This window comes from Streptomyces sp. NPDC102278 (genome assembly GCF_044766345.1).
Taxonomy (GTDB): Bacteria; Actinomycetota; Actinomycetes; order Streptomycetales; family Streptomycetaceae; genus Streptomyces.
Genome location: NZ_JBIWLV010000006.1, coordinates 309,422 through 324,249, shown reverse-complemented (window position 1 = coordinate 324,249; position 14,828 = coordinate 309,422). Strand labels below are relative to the sequence as shown.

The 14,828-nt window shown below is 74.1% G+C and carries 11 protein-coding genes; 6 read left to right on the top strand and 5 right to left on the bottom strand.

Going from position 1 to position 14,828, the window contains the following annotated elements:
• Window positions 1–154: 154 nt before the first annotated feature.
• The 3 genes from ACIRO3_RS18320 to ACIRO3_RS18310 are packed head-to-tail and all read left to right on the top strand — an operon-like array spanning window position 155 to window position 3,826.
• The gene (locus tag ACIRO3_RS18320) at window positions 155–1,576 is read left to right on the top strand and encodes a purine-cytosine permease family protein (protein WP_404137679.1); all 1,422 of its coding nucleotides are present in this window, start codon (window positions 155–157) and stop codon (window positions 1,574–1,576) included.
• A gap of 44 nt (window positions 1,577–1,620) precedes the next feature.
• The gene (locus ACIRO3_RS18315) at window positions 1,621–3,375 is read left to right on the top strand and encodes an amidohydrolase (RefSeq protein WP_404137676.1); all 1,755 of its coding nucleotides are present in this window, start codon (window positions 1,621–1,623) and stop codon (window positions 3,373–3,375) included.
• A gap of 40 nt (window positions 3,376–3,415) precedes the next feature.
• Window positions 3,416–3,826, top strand: coding sequence for a hypothetical protein (locus tag ACIRO3_RS18310; protein ID WP_365999463.1), 411 nt, complete (start codon window positions 3,416–3,418; stop codon window positions 3,824–3,826).
• 19 nt (window positions 3,827–3,845) lie between these two features.
• Here the strand turns inward: ACIRO3_RS18310 and ACIRO3_RS18305 are convergent, their stop codons facing one another.
• Window positions 3,846–4,949 (bottom strand): DUF3533 domain-containing protein, encoded by a 1,104-nt coding sequence (locus ACIRO3_RS18305; RefSeq protein WP_404137671.1) that lies wholly within the window; start codon window positions 4,947–4,949, stop codon window positions 3,846–3,848.
• Between the two features lie 226 nt (window positions 4,950–5,175).
• Between ACIRO3_RS18305 and ACIRO3_RS18300 the strand changes: the two genes are divergently transcribed.
• The gene (locus ACIRO3_RS18300; protein ID WP_404137668.1) at window positions 5,176–8,712 is read left to right on the top strand and encodes a DNA polymerase III subunit alpha; all 3,537 of its coding nucleotides are present in this window, start codon (window positions 5,176–5,178) and stop codon (window positions 8,710–8,712) included.
• The gene (locus tag ACIRO3_RS18295) at window positions 8,709–9,728 is read left to right on the top strand and encodes a hypothetical protein (protein ID WP_361775431.1); all 1,020 of its coding nucleotides are present in this window, start codon (window positions 8,709–8,711) and stop codon (window positions 9,726–9,728) included. Before ACIRO3_RS18300 ends, ACIRO3_RS18295 begins: the two co-directional genes overlap by 4 nt.
• A 24-nt stretch (window positions 9,729–9,752) precedes the next feature.
• Here ACIRO3_RS18295 and ACIRO3_RS18290 read toward each other — a convergent pair whose 3' ends face one another.
• Entirely contained in the window at window positions 9,753–10,850 is a 1,098-nt protein-coding gene (locus ACIRO3_RS18290; protein ID WP_404137664.1) for an acyl-CoA dehydrogenase family protein, read from the bottom strand.
• Between the two features lie 176 nt (window positions 10,851–11,026).
• Here ACIRO3_RS18290 and ACIRO3_RS18285 point away from each other — a divergent pair, with 176 nt between their 5' ends.
• Window positions 11,027–11,890 (top strand): esterase/lipase family protein, encoded by an 864-nt coding sequence (locus ACIRO3_RS18285; protein ID WP_404137661.1) that lies wholly within the window; start codon window positions 11,027–11,029, stop codon window positions 11,888–11,890.
• A 55-nt stretch (window positions 11,891–11,945) separates the two neighbouring features.
• Here ACIRO3_RS18285 and ACIRO3_RS18280 read toward each other — a convergent pair whose 3' ends face one another.
• The 3 genes from ACIRO3_RS18280 to ACIRO3_RS18270 form a co-directional block, all read right to left on the bottom strand.
• Window positions 11,946–13,109 carry a lytic polysaccharide monooxygenase gene (locus tag ACIRO3_RS18280; protein WP_404137658.1) on the bottom strand — a complete coding sequence of 388 codons (1,164 nt, stop codon included), beginning with the start codon at window positions 13,107–13,109 and terminating at the stop codon, window positions 11,946–11,948.
• Between the two features lie 233 nt (window positions 13,110–13,342).
• Entirely contained in the window at window positions 13,343–13,825 is a 483-nt protein-coding gene (locus tag ACIRO3_RS18275; RefSeq protein WP_404137655.1) for a DUF402 domain-containing protein, read from the bottom strand.
• The gene (locus tag ACIRO3_RS18270) at window positions 13,822–14,769 is read right to left on the bottom strand and encodes a GNAT family N-acetyltransferase (protein WP_404137653.1); all 948 of its coding nucleotides are present in this window, start codon (window positions 14,767–14,769) and stop codon (window positions 13,822–13,824) included. Before ACIRO3_RS18270 ends, ACIRO3_RS18275 begins: the two co-directional genes overlap by 4 nt.
• Between the last annotated feature and the right edge of the window lie 59 nt (window positions 14,770–14,828).

The window sequence follows — 14,828 nt, the reverse complement described above, 5'->3', positions numbered from 1 at the left end:
GTCCCGCCTTCCTGATCTTGCCTGGCCAGACCTTATCCCGGACAGGGTCTTGACGCGGCCCCCGGAGGCGGCGCATCTTGAATGTCATTCAAGAACTTAGAACGTCATTCAAGGTCTGGAAGGGCCGAGAGTGCCAAGGTCAGGGGTACGGCGGATGACACAGCAGGAGACGAGCCGGCCGGGGACGAGACGCCGGGAGACGGCGGCCGACGTCGACGAGGTCTTCAAGGTCGAGACGCACGGCATCGACCCCATCCCGGACGAGGAACGCCACGGCGGCGCCAAGGACCTCTTTTGGCTCTGGTTCGGCTCGAACCTGACCTTCACCTACGTGATCAACGGCGCCCTCGCCGTGGCCTTCGGCCTCTCCTTCTGGCAGGCCACCCTGGTGGTCGTGCTCAGCGGACTCTCCTTCTTCGCCGTCAGCGCCGCCGGACTCAGCGGCATCCGCACCGGCACCGCCACCCTGGTGATCTCCCGAGCCGCCTTCGGGGTGCGCGGCAACTTCCCGGCAGGCGTCCTCAACTGGGTGGTGAGCATCGGCTACACCATCGTCAACACCGTGGTCGGCACCCTGGCGCTGGAGGTGTTCTTCGCCGAGATCGGCCTCGGCGGGGGCACGGCCGTCCGGGCCCTCGCCCTCGGCGTCACCCTCGCGCTGACCTTCGCCGTCGCCATGTGGGGCCATGCCACGGTGCAGTTCGCCGAGCGCTGGATGGCGTACGTCCTCGCCGTCGGCTTCGGCGCGCTGCTCGTCTTCGTGCTGCCCGGCGCCGACACCTCCGCGCCCGCCGCCGGCCCCGGGCTGTCCGGCTGGAGCCTGGCCTTCGTCGTCATGCTGGCCGGCCCGTTCTCGTACCTGCCGATGCCCGCCGACTACACCCGCTACCTGCCCCGGACCACCTCACTGAGGTCGATCACCTGGATGGGGGCGCTGGGCGGGTTCGTCTCCTCCGTGGCCCTCGGCGTCGCCGGCGTGGCGGCCGCCACCCAGACCGACATGACCGACGCCGTCACGGGCGCCGAGAGCCTGCTGCCGGGCTGGTTCCAGACCGTGTTCCTGGCGCTCGTGCTCGGCGGCTCCGTCACCAACTCGATCATCACCCTCTACTCCTCCAGCCTGAACCTCCAGGTCCTCGGCATCCCGTGGAGCCGCTCCCGCGCCATCGTGATCAGCGCCGCCGTGACCGCCGTGGGCTCGCTCGCCGCGCTCTTCCTCACCGACTTCACCACCTCGCTGCTCTCCTTCCTCTCCCTGCTGATCATCGTGTTCGCGCCCTGGGGCGGGGTGTTCCTCGCCGACATGCTGCTGCGCCGCTGCCGGTACGACTCCGACGCCCTGCACGCCGGGCACGCGGGCGCCTACTGGTACCGGGCCGGCTACCACCCCGCAGGCATGGCCGCCCTGCTCGCCGGCATGCTCTTCGCCGCCCTGACCTGCGACTCCGAGCTCTGGACCGGCCCCCTGGTGGCCCCGCTCGGCGGGGCCGACCTCACCCTCCTCGGCTCGGTGGTCTCCGGACTCGTCTACTGGGCCCTCGTCCGGCGCGCACCCGCCCCGACCCCGGCCGCCTGACCCTCCGTACCCATTCCCCTCAGCTGCCACAGGAGCACCACCCCATGTCGCACCCCATCGCCGCCGACCTGTTGCTCACCGGGGCCCGGATCCACACCGTGGACCCGGACCTGCCCGAGGCCGAGGCCCTGGCCGTCCACGACGGCACCATCGTCTGGGTGGGCCCGGACGCCGAGGCCGAGGCGTGGGCCGGCCCCCACACCGAGCGCATCGACGCGGGCGGGCGGCTGGTGCTGCCCGGGTTCATCGACGCCCACAACCACGTACGGCTCGGCTCCGACGACGCGTGCGTACAGCTCGCCGGGGTCCGCACGCTCGACGCGATCCTCGACCGGATCGGGGAGTGGCGCGAGGCCCACCCGGACGCGGAGTGGATCGAGGCCGAGGCCTTCGACTACTCCGCCATCCCCGGCGGCCGGATGCCCGCCGCCGCCGACCTGGACCCGGTCACCGGCGACACCCCCGCGATCGTGCTCTCGTACGACGTCCACACGGCCTGGCTGAACACCGCCGCCATGCACCGCCTGGGCGTTTCCCGGGACCGCGTCGACCTGCCTTTCGGCACCGCCGCCGTCGACCCCGCCACGGGCGAACCCACCGGATTCGTCAAGGACTTCGCCATCAAGGGGCTCTCCCGCGACGGGCACCGGGCGCTGCGCGAACTGGGCGTGCCGTGGGCCTCCCCGGACCGGCAGTACGGGCGGCTCGCCAAGAGCCTGGACGACGCGATCGGCTTCGGCATCACCACGGTGGTCGAGCCCCAGAACTCCCTGGACGACCTGGAACTCTTCGAACGGGCCCGGGCGGAGGGGCGGTTGAGGTCCCGGATCGTCGCGGCGCTCTTCCACCCGCGCGGCACGAGCGACGAGGAACTCGACCTGTTCGCCGCCTGCGCCAGGATGTACTCCGGCGACCGCCTGCGGGTGGGCCCGCTGAAGCTGTACATCGACGACGTCGTGGAGCCGCGCACGGCCGCCCTGCTGGAGCCGTACACCGGATGCGGGGCGCACCGCGGCGAGACCTTCTACCCGGCCGAGGAGTTCGCGGACCTGCTGGCCGGGCTGGACGCCCGCGGGTTCCAGTGCTTCGTGCACGCCACCGGCGACCGGGGCATCCGTACCGTCCTCGACGCGGTCGAGCACGCCCGGGCGGTCAACGGGCCGCGCGACGCCCGCCACCAGGTGGTGCACGTGGAGTGCCTGGACCCCCAGGACGTGCCGCGCTTCGCCGAACTCGGCGTGGTGGCCTGCATGCAGCCCCGACACTGCGCGCCGGAGATCGCCGGGCCGGGCCAGGACTGGGCGGAGAACGTGGGCGAGGGCCGCTGGCACAAGGCGTGGCCGATGCGCAGCCTGCACGACGCGGGCGCGGTGCTGGCCTTCTCCAGCGACTGGAACGTGGCCGAGATGGACCCGATGATCGGCATCTACACGGCGGTGACGCGGCGCCCGCTGGGCGGCGGCGACCCCTGGCAGCCGGGCGAGACGGTGGACGTGGCCACGGCCGTGCACGGCTACACGATGGGCTCGGCGTACGCGAACTTCCTCGACACCGAGCGGGGCTCCCTGACGGTGGGCAAGGTGGCGGACTTCGTGGTGCTGTCCCGCGACATCCTGGCGATCCCGGCGGAGTCCATCCCCGGGACCGTCGCGCGGACCGTCGTGGTGGCGGGGGAGGTCGTGCACACCGCCCAGGACGTGCGGGTCGAGGGTCAGGCCGGGCGGGGCGAGCGCCGGGACGTGTCGCTCGAAGGCCAGGACGGGTCGTTCGAAGGCCGGGGCGTGTCGCTCGACGCCTAGGCTGTGCCGATCGGAGTCGGTCGGGAAGCGGGGCACGGGCATGTTCGTGGATCTGGTGGGGCCGGCCGTCGGCGCGGCGGCGGCCCTGGGGGTGGTCCACCTGGCGCGTCGCCGGCTGGCCGCGCACCGCGCCGCGGGCGTGGCCGCGGGCGTGCGGACCGCCCTCTCCTGCCGGGTCGAATGGCGTGAGGGGCTGGGCCGTACGGGCTTCCTGTACGGGACGCTGACCACGGGCCCGACCGGCGGACCGGTCTTCAAGCGGCCCGCCCGCCGGGCGGTGGAGCTGCCCGGCGGGGGCCGCGCGACCCACCGGCCCTCCTGGCGGCCCGGCATGCGGATGGTCGAGTACCGGGCGCCCGACGGGGACCGGCTCGGGATCCTCGTCCACGACACCGACGTGGACCTCGCCGCCCGCTTCCTGCGCGTCCCGGACCCGGCCGACTACTTCTGAGCACCGCCGTCGGGGCCGGTCACCGGTCGCAGGCGCCCCCGGAGGGCGCGGGGGCCCGCGGGACGTCGTCGATCCCGCTGCCCACCGCGGGCCCGGCCTTCCCCTTGCGGAACATCGCGCAGGCCAGGGTCACGGCCGCGCCGAGCAGCGCCCAGCCGGCCAGCACCAGCATCGGGCCGCCGGCGCCGTTGCCCCGGAAGTACGCGATCGAGCGGGCGGCGTACGTGCCGGCGCCCGGCGGCAGGGCCGGTCCGATGGTCCTCCAGAACGGCGGCAGCAACGGGTACGGGTAGGCGCCGCCCGCGCTCGGGTTGCCGAGGACCACCACCAGGAGGATGGCCAGGCCGATGCCGACCACGCCCGCCAGCCCCTGGAAGGCCAGGGTGATCGCGCCGACGGCGAAGACGACCAGGGCGCCCAGGCCCCACAGGGCCATGACGCTTCCGGACAGCGCTCCCAGGACGGGGCCCGCGATGACCGCGCCCAGCAGCCCGGCGGCGATCGCGTACACGAGCAGGGCGCCCAGCCTGATGACGGCGCGGGCGGAGTTCGCGGGCCGGGCGCCGGCGCTGATCGCGAGGATCGCGGCGCACAGGTAGCCGCCCACGCACCAGCCGACGACCAGGTAGAAGGAGCTCAGGCCGCGGGCGTCGCCCCGGGCGGCCGGGGCCACGTCGCGGAACCGCACACCGCGCCCGGCGGCCTTCTCGGCGCGGCCGACGACCTCTTCGACGGCCTGGGAGAGGGAGGCCCCGGCGCCGCTCGCGACCAGCAGCTCGTCGGTCTTGCCGGTCGGGTCGACGATCAGCGCGCCGTCCACCTCGCGGTCCCGGACCCGCGCGAGCGCCGTGTCCGCGTCCTTGACCGCGTGGGCGTCGAGCGGTGTGCCGGGCAGGGTGTCGAGCCGCTCCGCGTACTGGTCGGCGACGGCCCGCGCGGGAGCGGCCACGGCGAAGGGGACCTCGCTGGGCACGGGGTGGTGGAAGGCCCCGATGTACGAGGTGACGAAGGCGAGTTGGAGGGCCAGCACCCCCAGGACCAGCAGGGCGGCCCGGGCGGTCACGGCGTCCTTGACCTCGGCGAGGAAGCCGCCGGGCGGACCTGTGGAGGTGGTCTGGGTCATGTCTCACACGCTCTGCGTATCGGGGGAGGGGCGCAGCAGGGGCGGGCCGAATGGCTGACTCGGGAGCCGGTCCGGCGGGCCCGTCCGCACCGGGTGGGGGCCGGAAGCGACGGGCCTGACATCAGGTGATCGAACAAGTGTTTCGCACGCGTATTCGAATTGCTCTATGGTGGAGAGGGGAGGTCGAAGGAGTGTCGGGGGTATCGAGCGAAGCAGGAGGCCGCGGGTGCCTGGTTTTACGCATCTGCACACCGTTTCGGGGTTCTCCGCGCGCTACGGAGGCTCGCACCCGGAACGACTCGCGGAACGCGCCGCGGAGCGGGGCATGGACGCCCTCGCCCTCACCGACCGCGACACCCTCGCGGGAGCGGTGCGGTTCGCGAAGGCCGCCGCGCGGGCCGGCGTCCGGCCGCTGTTCGGAGTGAACCTCGCGGTCGCCCCCGCGGCGGACGCGTCGGCACCCGGACCGGGCTCCGGGCTCTCCGGTGGTGCGGGGCCCGCCGGGGGCGGGGCGTCCCACGCCGAGGCCTCCTTCCGTCGCCGCACCCCCGTCAGGGGCGGCGCCTTCGTCGACGAGTCCGCCGCCCGGGCCGTCTTCCTCGCCCGGGACGGCGCCGCCGGCTGGGCCGAGCTGTGCCGGCTGGTCACCGCGGCCCACGCGGGCGCCCCCGAGGTACCGCTGGTGACCTGGGACGCGTTGCGCGAGGCGCTCGGCTCCTTCGGGCTGAGCGGCGTGTTCGTCCTGCTCGGCCCCGACTCCGAGGTCGGCCGGGCGCTCGCCGCCGGCCGCCCCGACCGGGCCGCGCGGCTGCTCGCGCCCTGGCGGGAGCTGTACGGGGACGCGCTGCGCCTGGAGGCCGTCCACCACGGCCGCGCCGGCGCCGACGTCGACACGGGCCCCGGCTCGCTGCGCCTCGCCGCGCGCACGGTCGGTTTCGCCGTCGAGCAGGGCGTCCCGGCCGTGGTTACCAACGCCGTCCGGTACGCCGACCCCGGCCAGGGCCCGGTCGCCGACGTCCTCGACGCGGCCCGCCGGCTGGTCCCCGTGGACCCCCGCAAACGCCTGGACAGCGGCGAACGCTGGCTCAAGGACCCCGCCGCCATGGCCGAGGTCGCCGACCGGATCGCCCGGGCGGCCGGCCTGCGCCCCACCGACGCGCGCCGGCTGCTCGCCGAGACCCGGCGCACCGCCGACGCCTGCGCCGTGGACCCCGAGGACGACCTGGGCATCGGCTCCGTGCACTTCCCCGAGGCCCGGCTCGTCGGCGCCGGCCACCGCACCGCCCAGCGGGTGCTCGCCTCCCGGGCCTCCGCCGGCATGGTGCTGCGCGGGTACGCGGACGACCACGCGTACTGGGAGCGGATGCACCGGGAGCTCGACGTCATCGCCTACCACGGCTTCGCCTCGTACTTCCTGACGGTCGCCCAAGTGGTGGACGACGTCCGGGACATGGGCATCCGGGTGGCCGCCCGGGGCTCCGGCGCCGGGTCCCTCGTCAACCACCTCCTGGGGATCGCGCACGCCGACCCCGTCGCGAACGGCCTGCTGATGGAGCGCTTCCTGTCCAAGCGCCGCCACGTCCTGCCCGACATCGACATCGACGTGGAGTCCGCCCGCCGGCTGGAGGTCTACCGGCGGATCATCGACCGGTTCGGCGCCGAACGCGTCGCCACCGTGTCCATGCCCGAGACCTACCGGGTCCGACACGCCATCCGCGACGTCGGCGCCGCCCTGTCCATGGACCCGGCCGCCGTCGACCGGCTCGCCAAGGCCTTCCCGCACATCCGGGCCCGCGACGCCCGCACGGCCCTCGCCGAACTCCCCGAACTGCGGGACCTGCGGGGGGAGTCGTACGGTCGACTCTGGGAGCTGGTCGAGGCGCTGGACGCGCTGCCGCGCGGGGTCGCCATGCACCCGTGCGGGGTGCTGCTGTCCGATGCCTCGCTGCTCGCCCGCACCCCGGTCGTCCCGAGCGGCGGCGAGGGCTTCCCGATGTCCCAGTTCGACAAGGACGACGTCGAGGACATGGGGCTGCTCAAGCTGGACGTGCTCGGCGTGCGGATGCAGTCCGCGATGGCCCACGCCGTCGCCGAACTCCGGCGCGCCACCGGCGAGGAGCTCGACCTGGACGACCCCGCGCAGGTCCCGCCGGGCGACCCGGCCACGTACGAGCTGATCCGCTCCGCCGAGACGCTGGGCTGCTTCCAGATCGAGTCCCCGGGCCAGCGGGACCTGGTGGGGCGGCTCCAGCCGGCCACCTTCCAGGACCTGGTCGTCGACATCTCCCTCTTCCGCCCGGGGCCGGTGGCCGCCGACATGGTGCGGCCCTTCATCGAGGCCCGGCACGGCCGCGCCCCGGCGCGCTTCCCGCACCGGGACCTCGCGGAAGCGCTCGGCGAGACGTACGGGGTGGTGGTCTTCCACGAGCAGATCATCGAGATCGTGCACGTCATGACCGGCTGCGGTCGGGACGAGGCGGACCGGGTGCGGCGCGGACTGTCCGACCCGCAGTCGCAGGGCCGGATCAAGGTCTGGTTCGCGGCGACGGCGAGCGCGCGGGGCTATGCGGCCGAGGTGATCGCCCGGACCTGGGAGATCGTGGAGGCCTTCGGCTCGTACGGGTTCTGCAAGGCGCACGCGGTCGCCTTCGCCGTGCCCACCTACCAGTCGGCCTGGCTCAAGGCCCACCACCCGGCGGCCTTCTACGCCGGGCTGCTCACCCACGACCCGGGGATGTACCCGAAGCGGTTGCTGCTGGCCGACGCGCGCCGGCGGGGCGTGCCGGTGCTGCCGTTGGACGTGAACCGGTCGGCGGTCGCCCACCGGATCGAACTGGTGTCCGATCGAGAGTGGGGGATCCGGCTGGCCCTGGCCGACGTCCACGGCATCGGCGAGGCCGAGGCGGCCCGGATCGAGGCCGGACAGCCGTACTCCTCCCTGCGCGACTTCTGGGACCGCGCCCATCCGGGCCGCCCCGTGGCCGAACGACTGGCCCAGGTCGGAGCGTTGGACGCGTTCGGCGCGAACCGCCGTGACCTGCTGCTGCACCTGACCGAACTGCACGGCGCGCAGCGCGCCGCCGGCGCCCGGACGAACACCCAACTCCCCCTGGAAGGAGGCCGGTCCACCGCCCACGTGGGCCTGCCCGACCTGACCGACGGCGAACGACTCAGCGCCGAGCTCGGCGTCCTCGGCATGGACGCCTCGCGCCACCTCATGGGCGACCACCAGGCCTTCCTGACCGAACTCGGCGTGGTCCCGGCCACCCGGCTGCGCGACGTCGAACACGGGCGGACGGTACTGGTCGCCGGCGCCAAGGCGGCCACCCAGACCCCGCCGATCCGATCCGGGAAGCGGGTCATCTTCACCACCCTCGACGACGGCACCGGCCTGGTCGACCTGGCCTTCTTCGACGACAGCCACGAGACCTGCGCCCACACCGTCTTCCACTCCTTCCTGCTGCTGGTCCGAGGCGTCGTCCAGCGTCGCGGCCCACAGAGCCTGAGCGTGGTCGCAGCGGCCGCCTGGAACCTGTCCGAACTGGTCGAACTGCGCGCGGAGCAGGGCCTGCAGGCGGTCACCACCCGCCTGTCCGAGCCGATCCGCGAGAGCGCCCCCCGGCCGGACGGCGAACCGGGCGCCCGCCGCATCCACCTGGCCAACGGCTACGAGATGAACCCGTGGGCCGACCTCCAGCCGCCCGGCGAGGGCGCCGCGACCGGCCGCAAGCTGTGGCACTCCAGCCCGGGGAGCGCGGGATGAGCGCGATCCTGCACGTACGGTGCGCCCCGACCCTGACCGGCGAGGGCTACCGGGAGGTCCTGGAACTGCTGCGGGAGTTCTCCCCGCTCGTCCAGGCCCTGCCGCCCCGCGCCGCCCTGGTCCAAGTGCGCGGAGCACAAAGGTACTTCGGCGTCGAGGCCGCCCGGATCGCCGAGGTGGTCCGGCTGCGCGCGGTGGCCCGGCTGGGCACGGACGTACGGATCGGGGTCGCCGCGACCTGGGCCCTCGCGGCCATGGCCTCCGCCCGGATCCCGGGCCCGGGCGGGATCCTCGCCGTCCCCGACGACCCGGACGCGGTGGCCGACTTCCTCGGGCCGCTGCCGGTGGAGGCCCTGTACGGGCTCGGCTCCCGGCAGGCCGAGGCGCTGCGCGGGTACGGGCTGCACACCGTCGGGGCCCTCACCCGGGTCCCGCCCGGCGTCGTCGAGCGGATCCTCGGCAAGCGGACCGGGCGGCTGGTCACGGAGCGCGCCCGGGGCATCGACCCGCGCCCGGTGACCCCCCGGGACCTGCCCTCCTCGGCCGCCGTCAGGAGCGGGTTCACCCGGGAGGAACTGGACGGCCCGCACGCCAGGGCCACCCTGCTCGCCCTTGTCGTCCGGCTCGGCGCGCTCCTGCGCGGGCGCCGCCAGGCGGCCCGCTCCCTGTCCCTGACCCTGCGGTTCGCGGGCGGCACCCGCTGGGAGAAGACCCGGCGGCTGGTGGAACCCTCCGCGCACGACGAGGACCTGCGCACCGCGGCGTACCGACTGATGGACGCGGCGGGCCTGCAACGGGCCCGACTGACCGGCATGGTGCTCCGCGCCGAGGACCTGACCGGCGCCGAGCGCGTGGCCCGGCAGATCTCCCTGGACCCGGTCAGGGAATCCCGGCTGACGGTGGAGGCGGCCGTCGACCGGGCCAACGCCCGCTTCGGCGCCGGCACGGTCCGCCCGGCGGCCACCTTCGGGACGGGCGGGGTCCGGCATCCGACCGGCCTCGGCAGGGCCTCGTGACCCGGCGGGTCCCGAGCCGGGGGATCAGGACCCGTCCAGCATCAGCCGGGCCACCTCGCGCTTGAGCCCGCCCGTCTGGGCCTGGATCAGGTGGAACTGCGCCTCCCGCGAGAGCCGCCCCGCCGTGTTGCCGTACTGGATCGCCCGCCCGCCGGCCACCGCCACGCAGGCCGCGGCGGCCCGTACGGCCAGGTCCAGGCTCTCGGCCCGCAGCCGCAGCCGGTCCTCGGGCCCTTCCCCGGGCGGGAGTTCATCCCGCAGCGCGTACGCATCGGCCCGCAGCCGGGCCGCCCGGTCCGCGACCCGCAGCCCGAGGTCCTCGTACCCCTCGCAGGCGAGCAGGAAGTCCGCGGTGGCGCGCAACTGCCCGAAGACGGCGGGCTGGGCATCGGCGTTCTCCAGGTCGTACGCCCGCACCCAGTCGGCCCGCGGCTGACGAACCACCACCTCGTCGTCCGGCACGTACACGTCGCGCACCTCGACGGCCGCCGTGCGCGTGCCCCGCATCGCCCACAGCGGAGCCGACGGCGCCGCCGCCAACCCGGCCCCCGCCGCGCAGTCCACCGGCGCGAACAGCACCTCGTCCCGCGGTGTGAGCGCGCCCAGGTACACCACGTCGGCCAGCCCCCAGCCCGTCATCCACGGCACCCGGCCCGACAGGCGCCACCCGCCCGCCTCCCGCTGCGCGGTGACGGGCGGTCGCGGATGGCGCAGGAAGGCGAAGCCGGCCGTGGCCCGCCGGTCACCGCGCGCCAGGGGCGGCAACCAGGCCTCCCCGAGCGACGCGTCACCGCCGCGCAGCAGCCCCTTGGCCAGGGCGTGGTGCTGGGTCCACACGAACCACGTCGACGGATCGGCCGCCGCCAACAGCTCGTGCACCTCACGCGTCACCCGCCGCGCGGTCACCCCGCTCGCCGGATCCGGTTCGTATGCGATCAGCCCGTACGCGCCACACGCCGCGAGCGCGTCGAGGTGCGTACGCGGCACACCCGCCTCGGCGGTCTCCTCCACGCACGGGCGCAACGTACGCACCGCGGTCTCGGTGACGGCGGCGACCAGCGGCTCGACCGCCAGGTCGGGCGGGGTGGCCAGTGCTGTTCCGGCGCCGGGGACCGCGTACATGCGGGCCATTCTTCTGGTGCGAGGCCGGCGGGAGCCTCGACACGCAAGTTTTTACCGACGCGTAACTTCCCAGTCTTGCTACCCGCCCGTAATTTAACGGCAGCAGCTCCCCTTGTGATCCGGATCACGGGACGAACCCCCACGCCCTTCCCCTTGACCCGCAAGGAGATCACACGATGCTGCCCTGGAGACGACTGCTCCGCCCGCTGGCCGTCCTCGCCCTCACCACCGCCGCGCTCGTCGCCCCCACCACGACCGCCGCGCAGGCCGCGTCGGCGCCCGGCAGCGGCTGGAACAACTGGTCCTGTCGGCCGACGGCCGCGCACCCCCGCCCCGTCGTCCTCGTCCACGGCACCTTCGGGAACTCCGTCGACAACTGGCTCGGCTTCGCCCCGTACCTCGTGAACCGCGGCTACTGCGTCTACTCCCTCGACTACGGGCAGCTCCCCGGCGTCCCCTTCTTCAACGGCCTCGGACCCATCGAGAAGTCCGCCGCCCAACTCGACGCGTTCGTCGACAGGGTGCTCGCCGCCACCGGAGCCGCCAAGACCGACATCGTCGGCCACTCCCAGGGCGGCATGATGCCGCGCCACTACCTGAAGTTCCTGGGCGGCGCCGCCAAGGTCAACGCCCTCGTCGGACTCGCCCCGGACAACCACGGCACCACCCTGAGCGGGCTGACGCGACTGCTCCCCTACTTCCCCGGCGCCGAGGACCTGATCAGCTCCGCGACCCCGGGCCTGGCCGACCAGATCGCCGGCTCGGCGTTCATCACCCGCCTCAACCAGGGCGGGGACACCGTCCCGGGAGTGAAGTACACCGTGATCGCGACCCGGTACGACGAGGTGGTCACCCCCTACAGCAGCGGCTTCCTCGCCGGATCGAACGTACGCAACGTCGTGCTCCAGGACCTGTGCGCCCTGGACCTCTCCGAACACGTGGCCATCGGCCTGACCGACCGCATCGCCTGGCACGAGGCGCTCAACGCCCTCGACCCGGCCCGCGCCGAACGGACCACCTGCGCCTCGGTCTTCGAGTGACGAGGCACGGGCGGTCCGTCCGGGCGGACCGGCGCGACGACAGGACCCGGACGGCCTAGCGGCCGTGGCGGCCCGCGGCGCTCCGGCGGCGGGCCGCCCCGAACAGCGCCGCCGCGCCGACGGCCAGGGCGCCGGCCCCGGCGATCGCGATCGTCGGGGTGGCGCTGTTGCCGCCCGTCTCCGCGAGGTTGCCGTCCTTCGCGGCCACGGGGGACTCCGAGGCGAGCAGGGGAGCGGCGGCGTTCTTGGCGTTCGTCCTGGGGTCGCCGTCCCCGTGACCGTTGTGCTCCACCGAGGACTTGACCGCGCCCGCCGCGATCTGCTGGTCCGTGGGCGCCTTCGCCAGGGGGCAGTCCTCGTCGGTGCCGGGCACACCCGTGCCGGGCTTGGCGCCGGGCTTGCCGCCCGGCCCCTTCGACGGCTCGGCGCTCCCACCGGTGCCAGGCTTCGTGCTCGGACCGGCGCCGGCGCCGGTGCCGCTGCCGCTGCTCGTGCCGCTGCCCGTGCCCGTTCCGGTACCGGTGCTCGGCTTGCCACCGGGCTGCGCGCCGCCGCCGCCGGTGCCGGTGCCCGCGCCGTTGTCCTTGCCGAAGACCACGTCCGAGCAGCTGTAGAAGGCCTCCGGGCTGTCCGAGCGCTGCCACACGCTGTAGACGAGGTGGCGGCCCGTCTTCTTCGGGACGGTGCCGGAGAAGACGTAGTCGCCGTTGCGCATGGCCGGGTCGGTGACCTTCACGAACGGCTTCGACTCCAGGTCGGACCACTTCAGCGGCTTCGTCGGGTCGTAGCCGTCCTTCGTCACGTACAGCTCGAAAGACCCCTTGTGCGGAGCGGTGCCCTTGTAACGGAAGGTGTGCGGGCCCGAGGTCATCGAACCGGCCGGCCAGTCGGCGCGGGGCAGGTCCAGACCCTTGTACTTGCTGTTGCCCGCCGAGCACAGCCGGCCGTCCGGGATCAGGGACTTGCTCTGACCGGCCGCGTTGGCGATGTTCACCGCGTTCCAGTCGTAGAACGCCTGCGCCCCGCTCGCCGCCACCGCCGCCTTGCAGGCGGCCGACTTCGGGGACTCCGGCCCCTCCGCGTAGCAGGCCGCCACCCGGCTGACCGGGTCCGTCATCGAACCGTGCGCGGCCGCGGGCACGGCGGCGTACGCGGCCACCGCGAGCGGGGCCAGTCCGACGGCGGCGATTCGGGCGGCGGTACGGCGTGCGTGGCGCATGGATGGAACTCCTCTGGGCAAGGCGGCGGAACGGGCTGAACACGTCAGGGGTGGGCCGGTGCGAGTCGGCCGGGCGGGCACCGTCCCCACGGGTTCCGGCGCCGCCCCGGGCCCTCCCCGGCTCCGCCAAGCTAGCCCCCCGAACCCCTCGCACCACCCGGATCCGCCCCCGATCGCAGATCCTTAGGACGCGCTTAAGGCAGGGACAAGCACCACCTCAGAAACGCGTCCGCTCAGCCGAGGAGCGCGGCCAGGCCGGCCGGTGTGTGGGACTGGAGTTCCAGCGCGTCGAGCGCCCGGACCGCCTCGCCGGCGGCCCGCGGGTCCCGCGCGGCGAGGCCGCTCGCCTCGAACTCGTCCTCGTCCAACCGCAGGACGCGGGCCCCGTCCGCCGAGACCCACAGGTCCAGGTCCAGGTCCTCGACGAGGATCTCGCCGTCCCGGACCACGGCCGGGCGGGTGATGTCGCAGTACCAGCCCTTCAGGACGCCGCCGCCCGTCCGGACCTCCTTGACCGCGTACCAGCGGTCGCGCCAGAAGTGCTCGGTGAACACGTCGCCCGGCTCGAAGCGCACGAAGCCGAAGTCGCGCACGGTCGGGGCCGCCCAGGGAGCGCGTACGGAGATCCGGTCGCCGGTGTCGGCGAGGAGCTCGGCCGGATAGCGGATCTTGGTGCGACCCGCCTTGGTGAGGGTGACGTCGATCCGCCCGTTCATCGCGCGGTGGTCTCCAGACGTTTGGTGAAGCGGGTCTCGCCGGCGCAGATCTCGTATCCGAACCAGGCGTTGATCGCGAGCATCGGCCCGTTCTCGGCGTCGTTGCCCGTGAAGGCCTCCGTACAGCCGGCCGCGACGGCCCGGCGCAGGGAATCGATCTTGGCGAGCTTGGCCAGGCCCCGGCCCCGGTGGGCCGCCAGGGTGCCGGTCATTCCCGAGGCGTAGCGCCCCGTGCCGTCGGTCCGGGCGGCGGTGAACGCGGCCGGCTCGCCGTCCACGAGGACGACCGTGGTCAGCTCCTTGTCGAGCGAGGGTTCGTGCCAGACGCTGCTCAGCCAGTCCTCGTAGTCGTCCAGTTCCACCGGCAGGTCGCCCGGCTCGTCCCGGCTCACCGCCGCGTCGGTCTCGTACAGCGGGCGCGGATCGTCGACGAAGGCGGAACCGGGACGCAGCTCCACACCCGGCGGCAGCTCGGCCGGGTACGGGGGAAGGGTGGCGGAGGCGAGATCCAGCCGCAGGAAGTGCGCGGAGCGGCTCGGACGGTAGCCGTGCCGCTCGGCGAAGGCGTGGTGGCCGGGCTCGTCCATGACCCAGGCGTACGTCTCCACCGCGCCCTGCGCGACCAGGTGCTCCTCGGCCGCGCGCAACAGGGCGGTCCCGGCGCCGAGTCGCCGGTGGTCGGGATGGACGTACGCGTTGACGAAGGACGCGCCCGGCTCGGCGCTGTCGTGGGCGATCCCGACCTGGGCGGTGCCGACGACCCGGCCGTCCCCGGTCTGCGCGAGCAGGAGCCGGTAACGCTTGTCGGGGTGGGCGGAGGCGAGTTCGTAGGCCACCCCGGCCCCACTGGCGATCATGAACGGGAGGGCGGCGCGGCGCACCGCGGCGACGGACTCGGCGTCCCGGGAGTCGCCGGGGCGCAGGTCACGGATGGTGAGGATCATGGCGTCGACGCTAGGACGATCGGGCCGGGGGCGCCTGCGAATTACGCGGGCGATGGGAG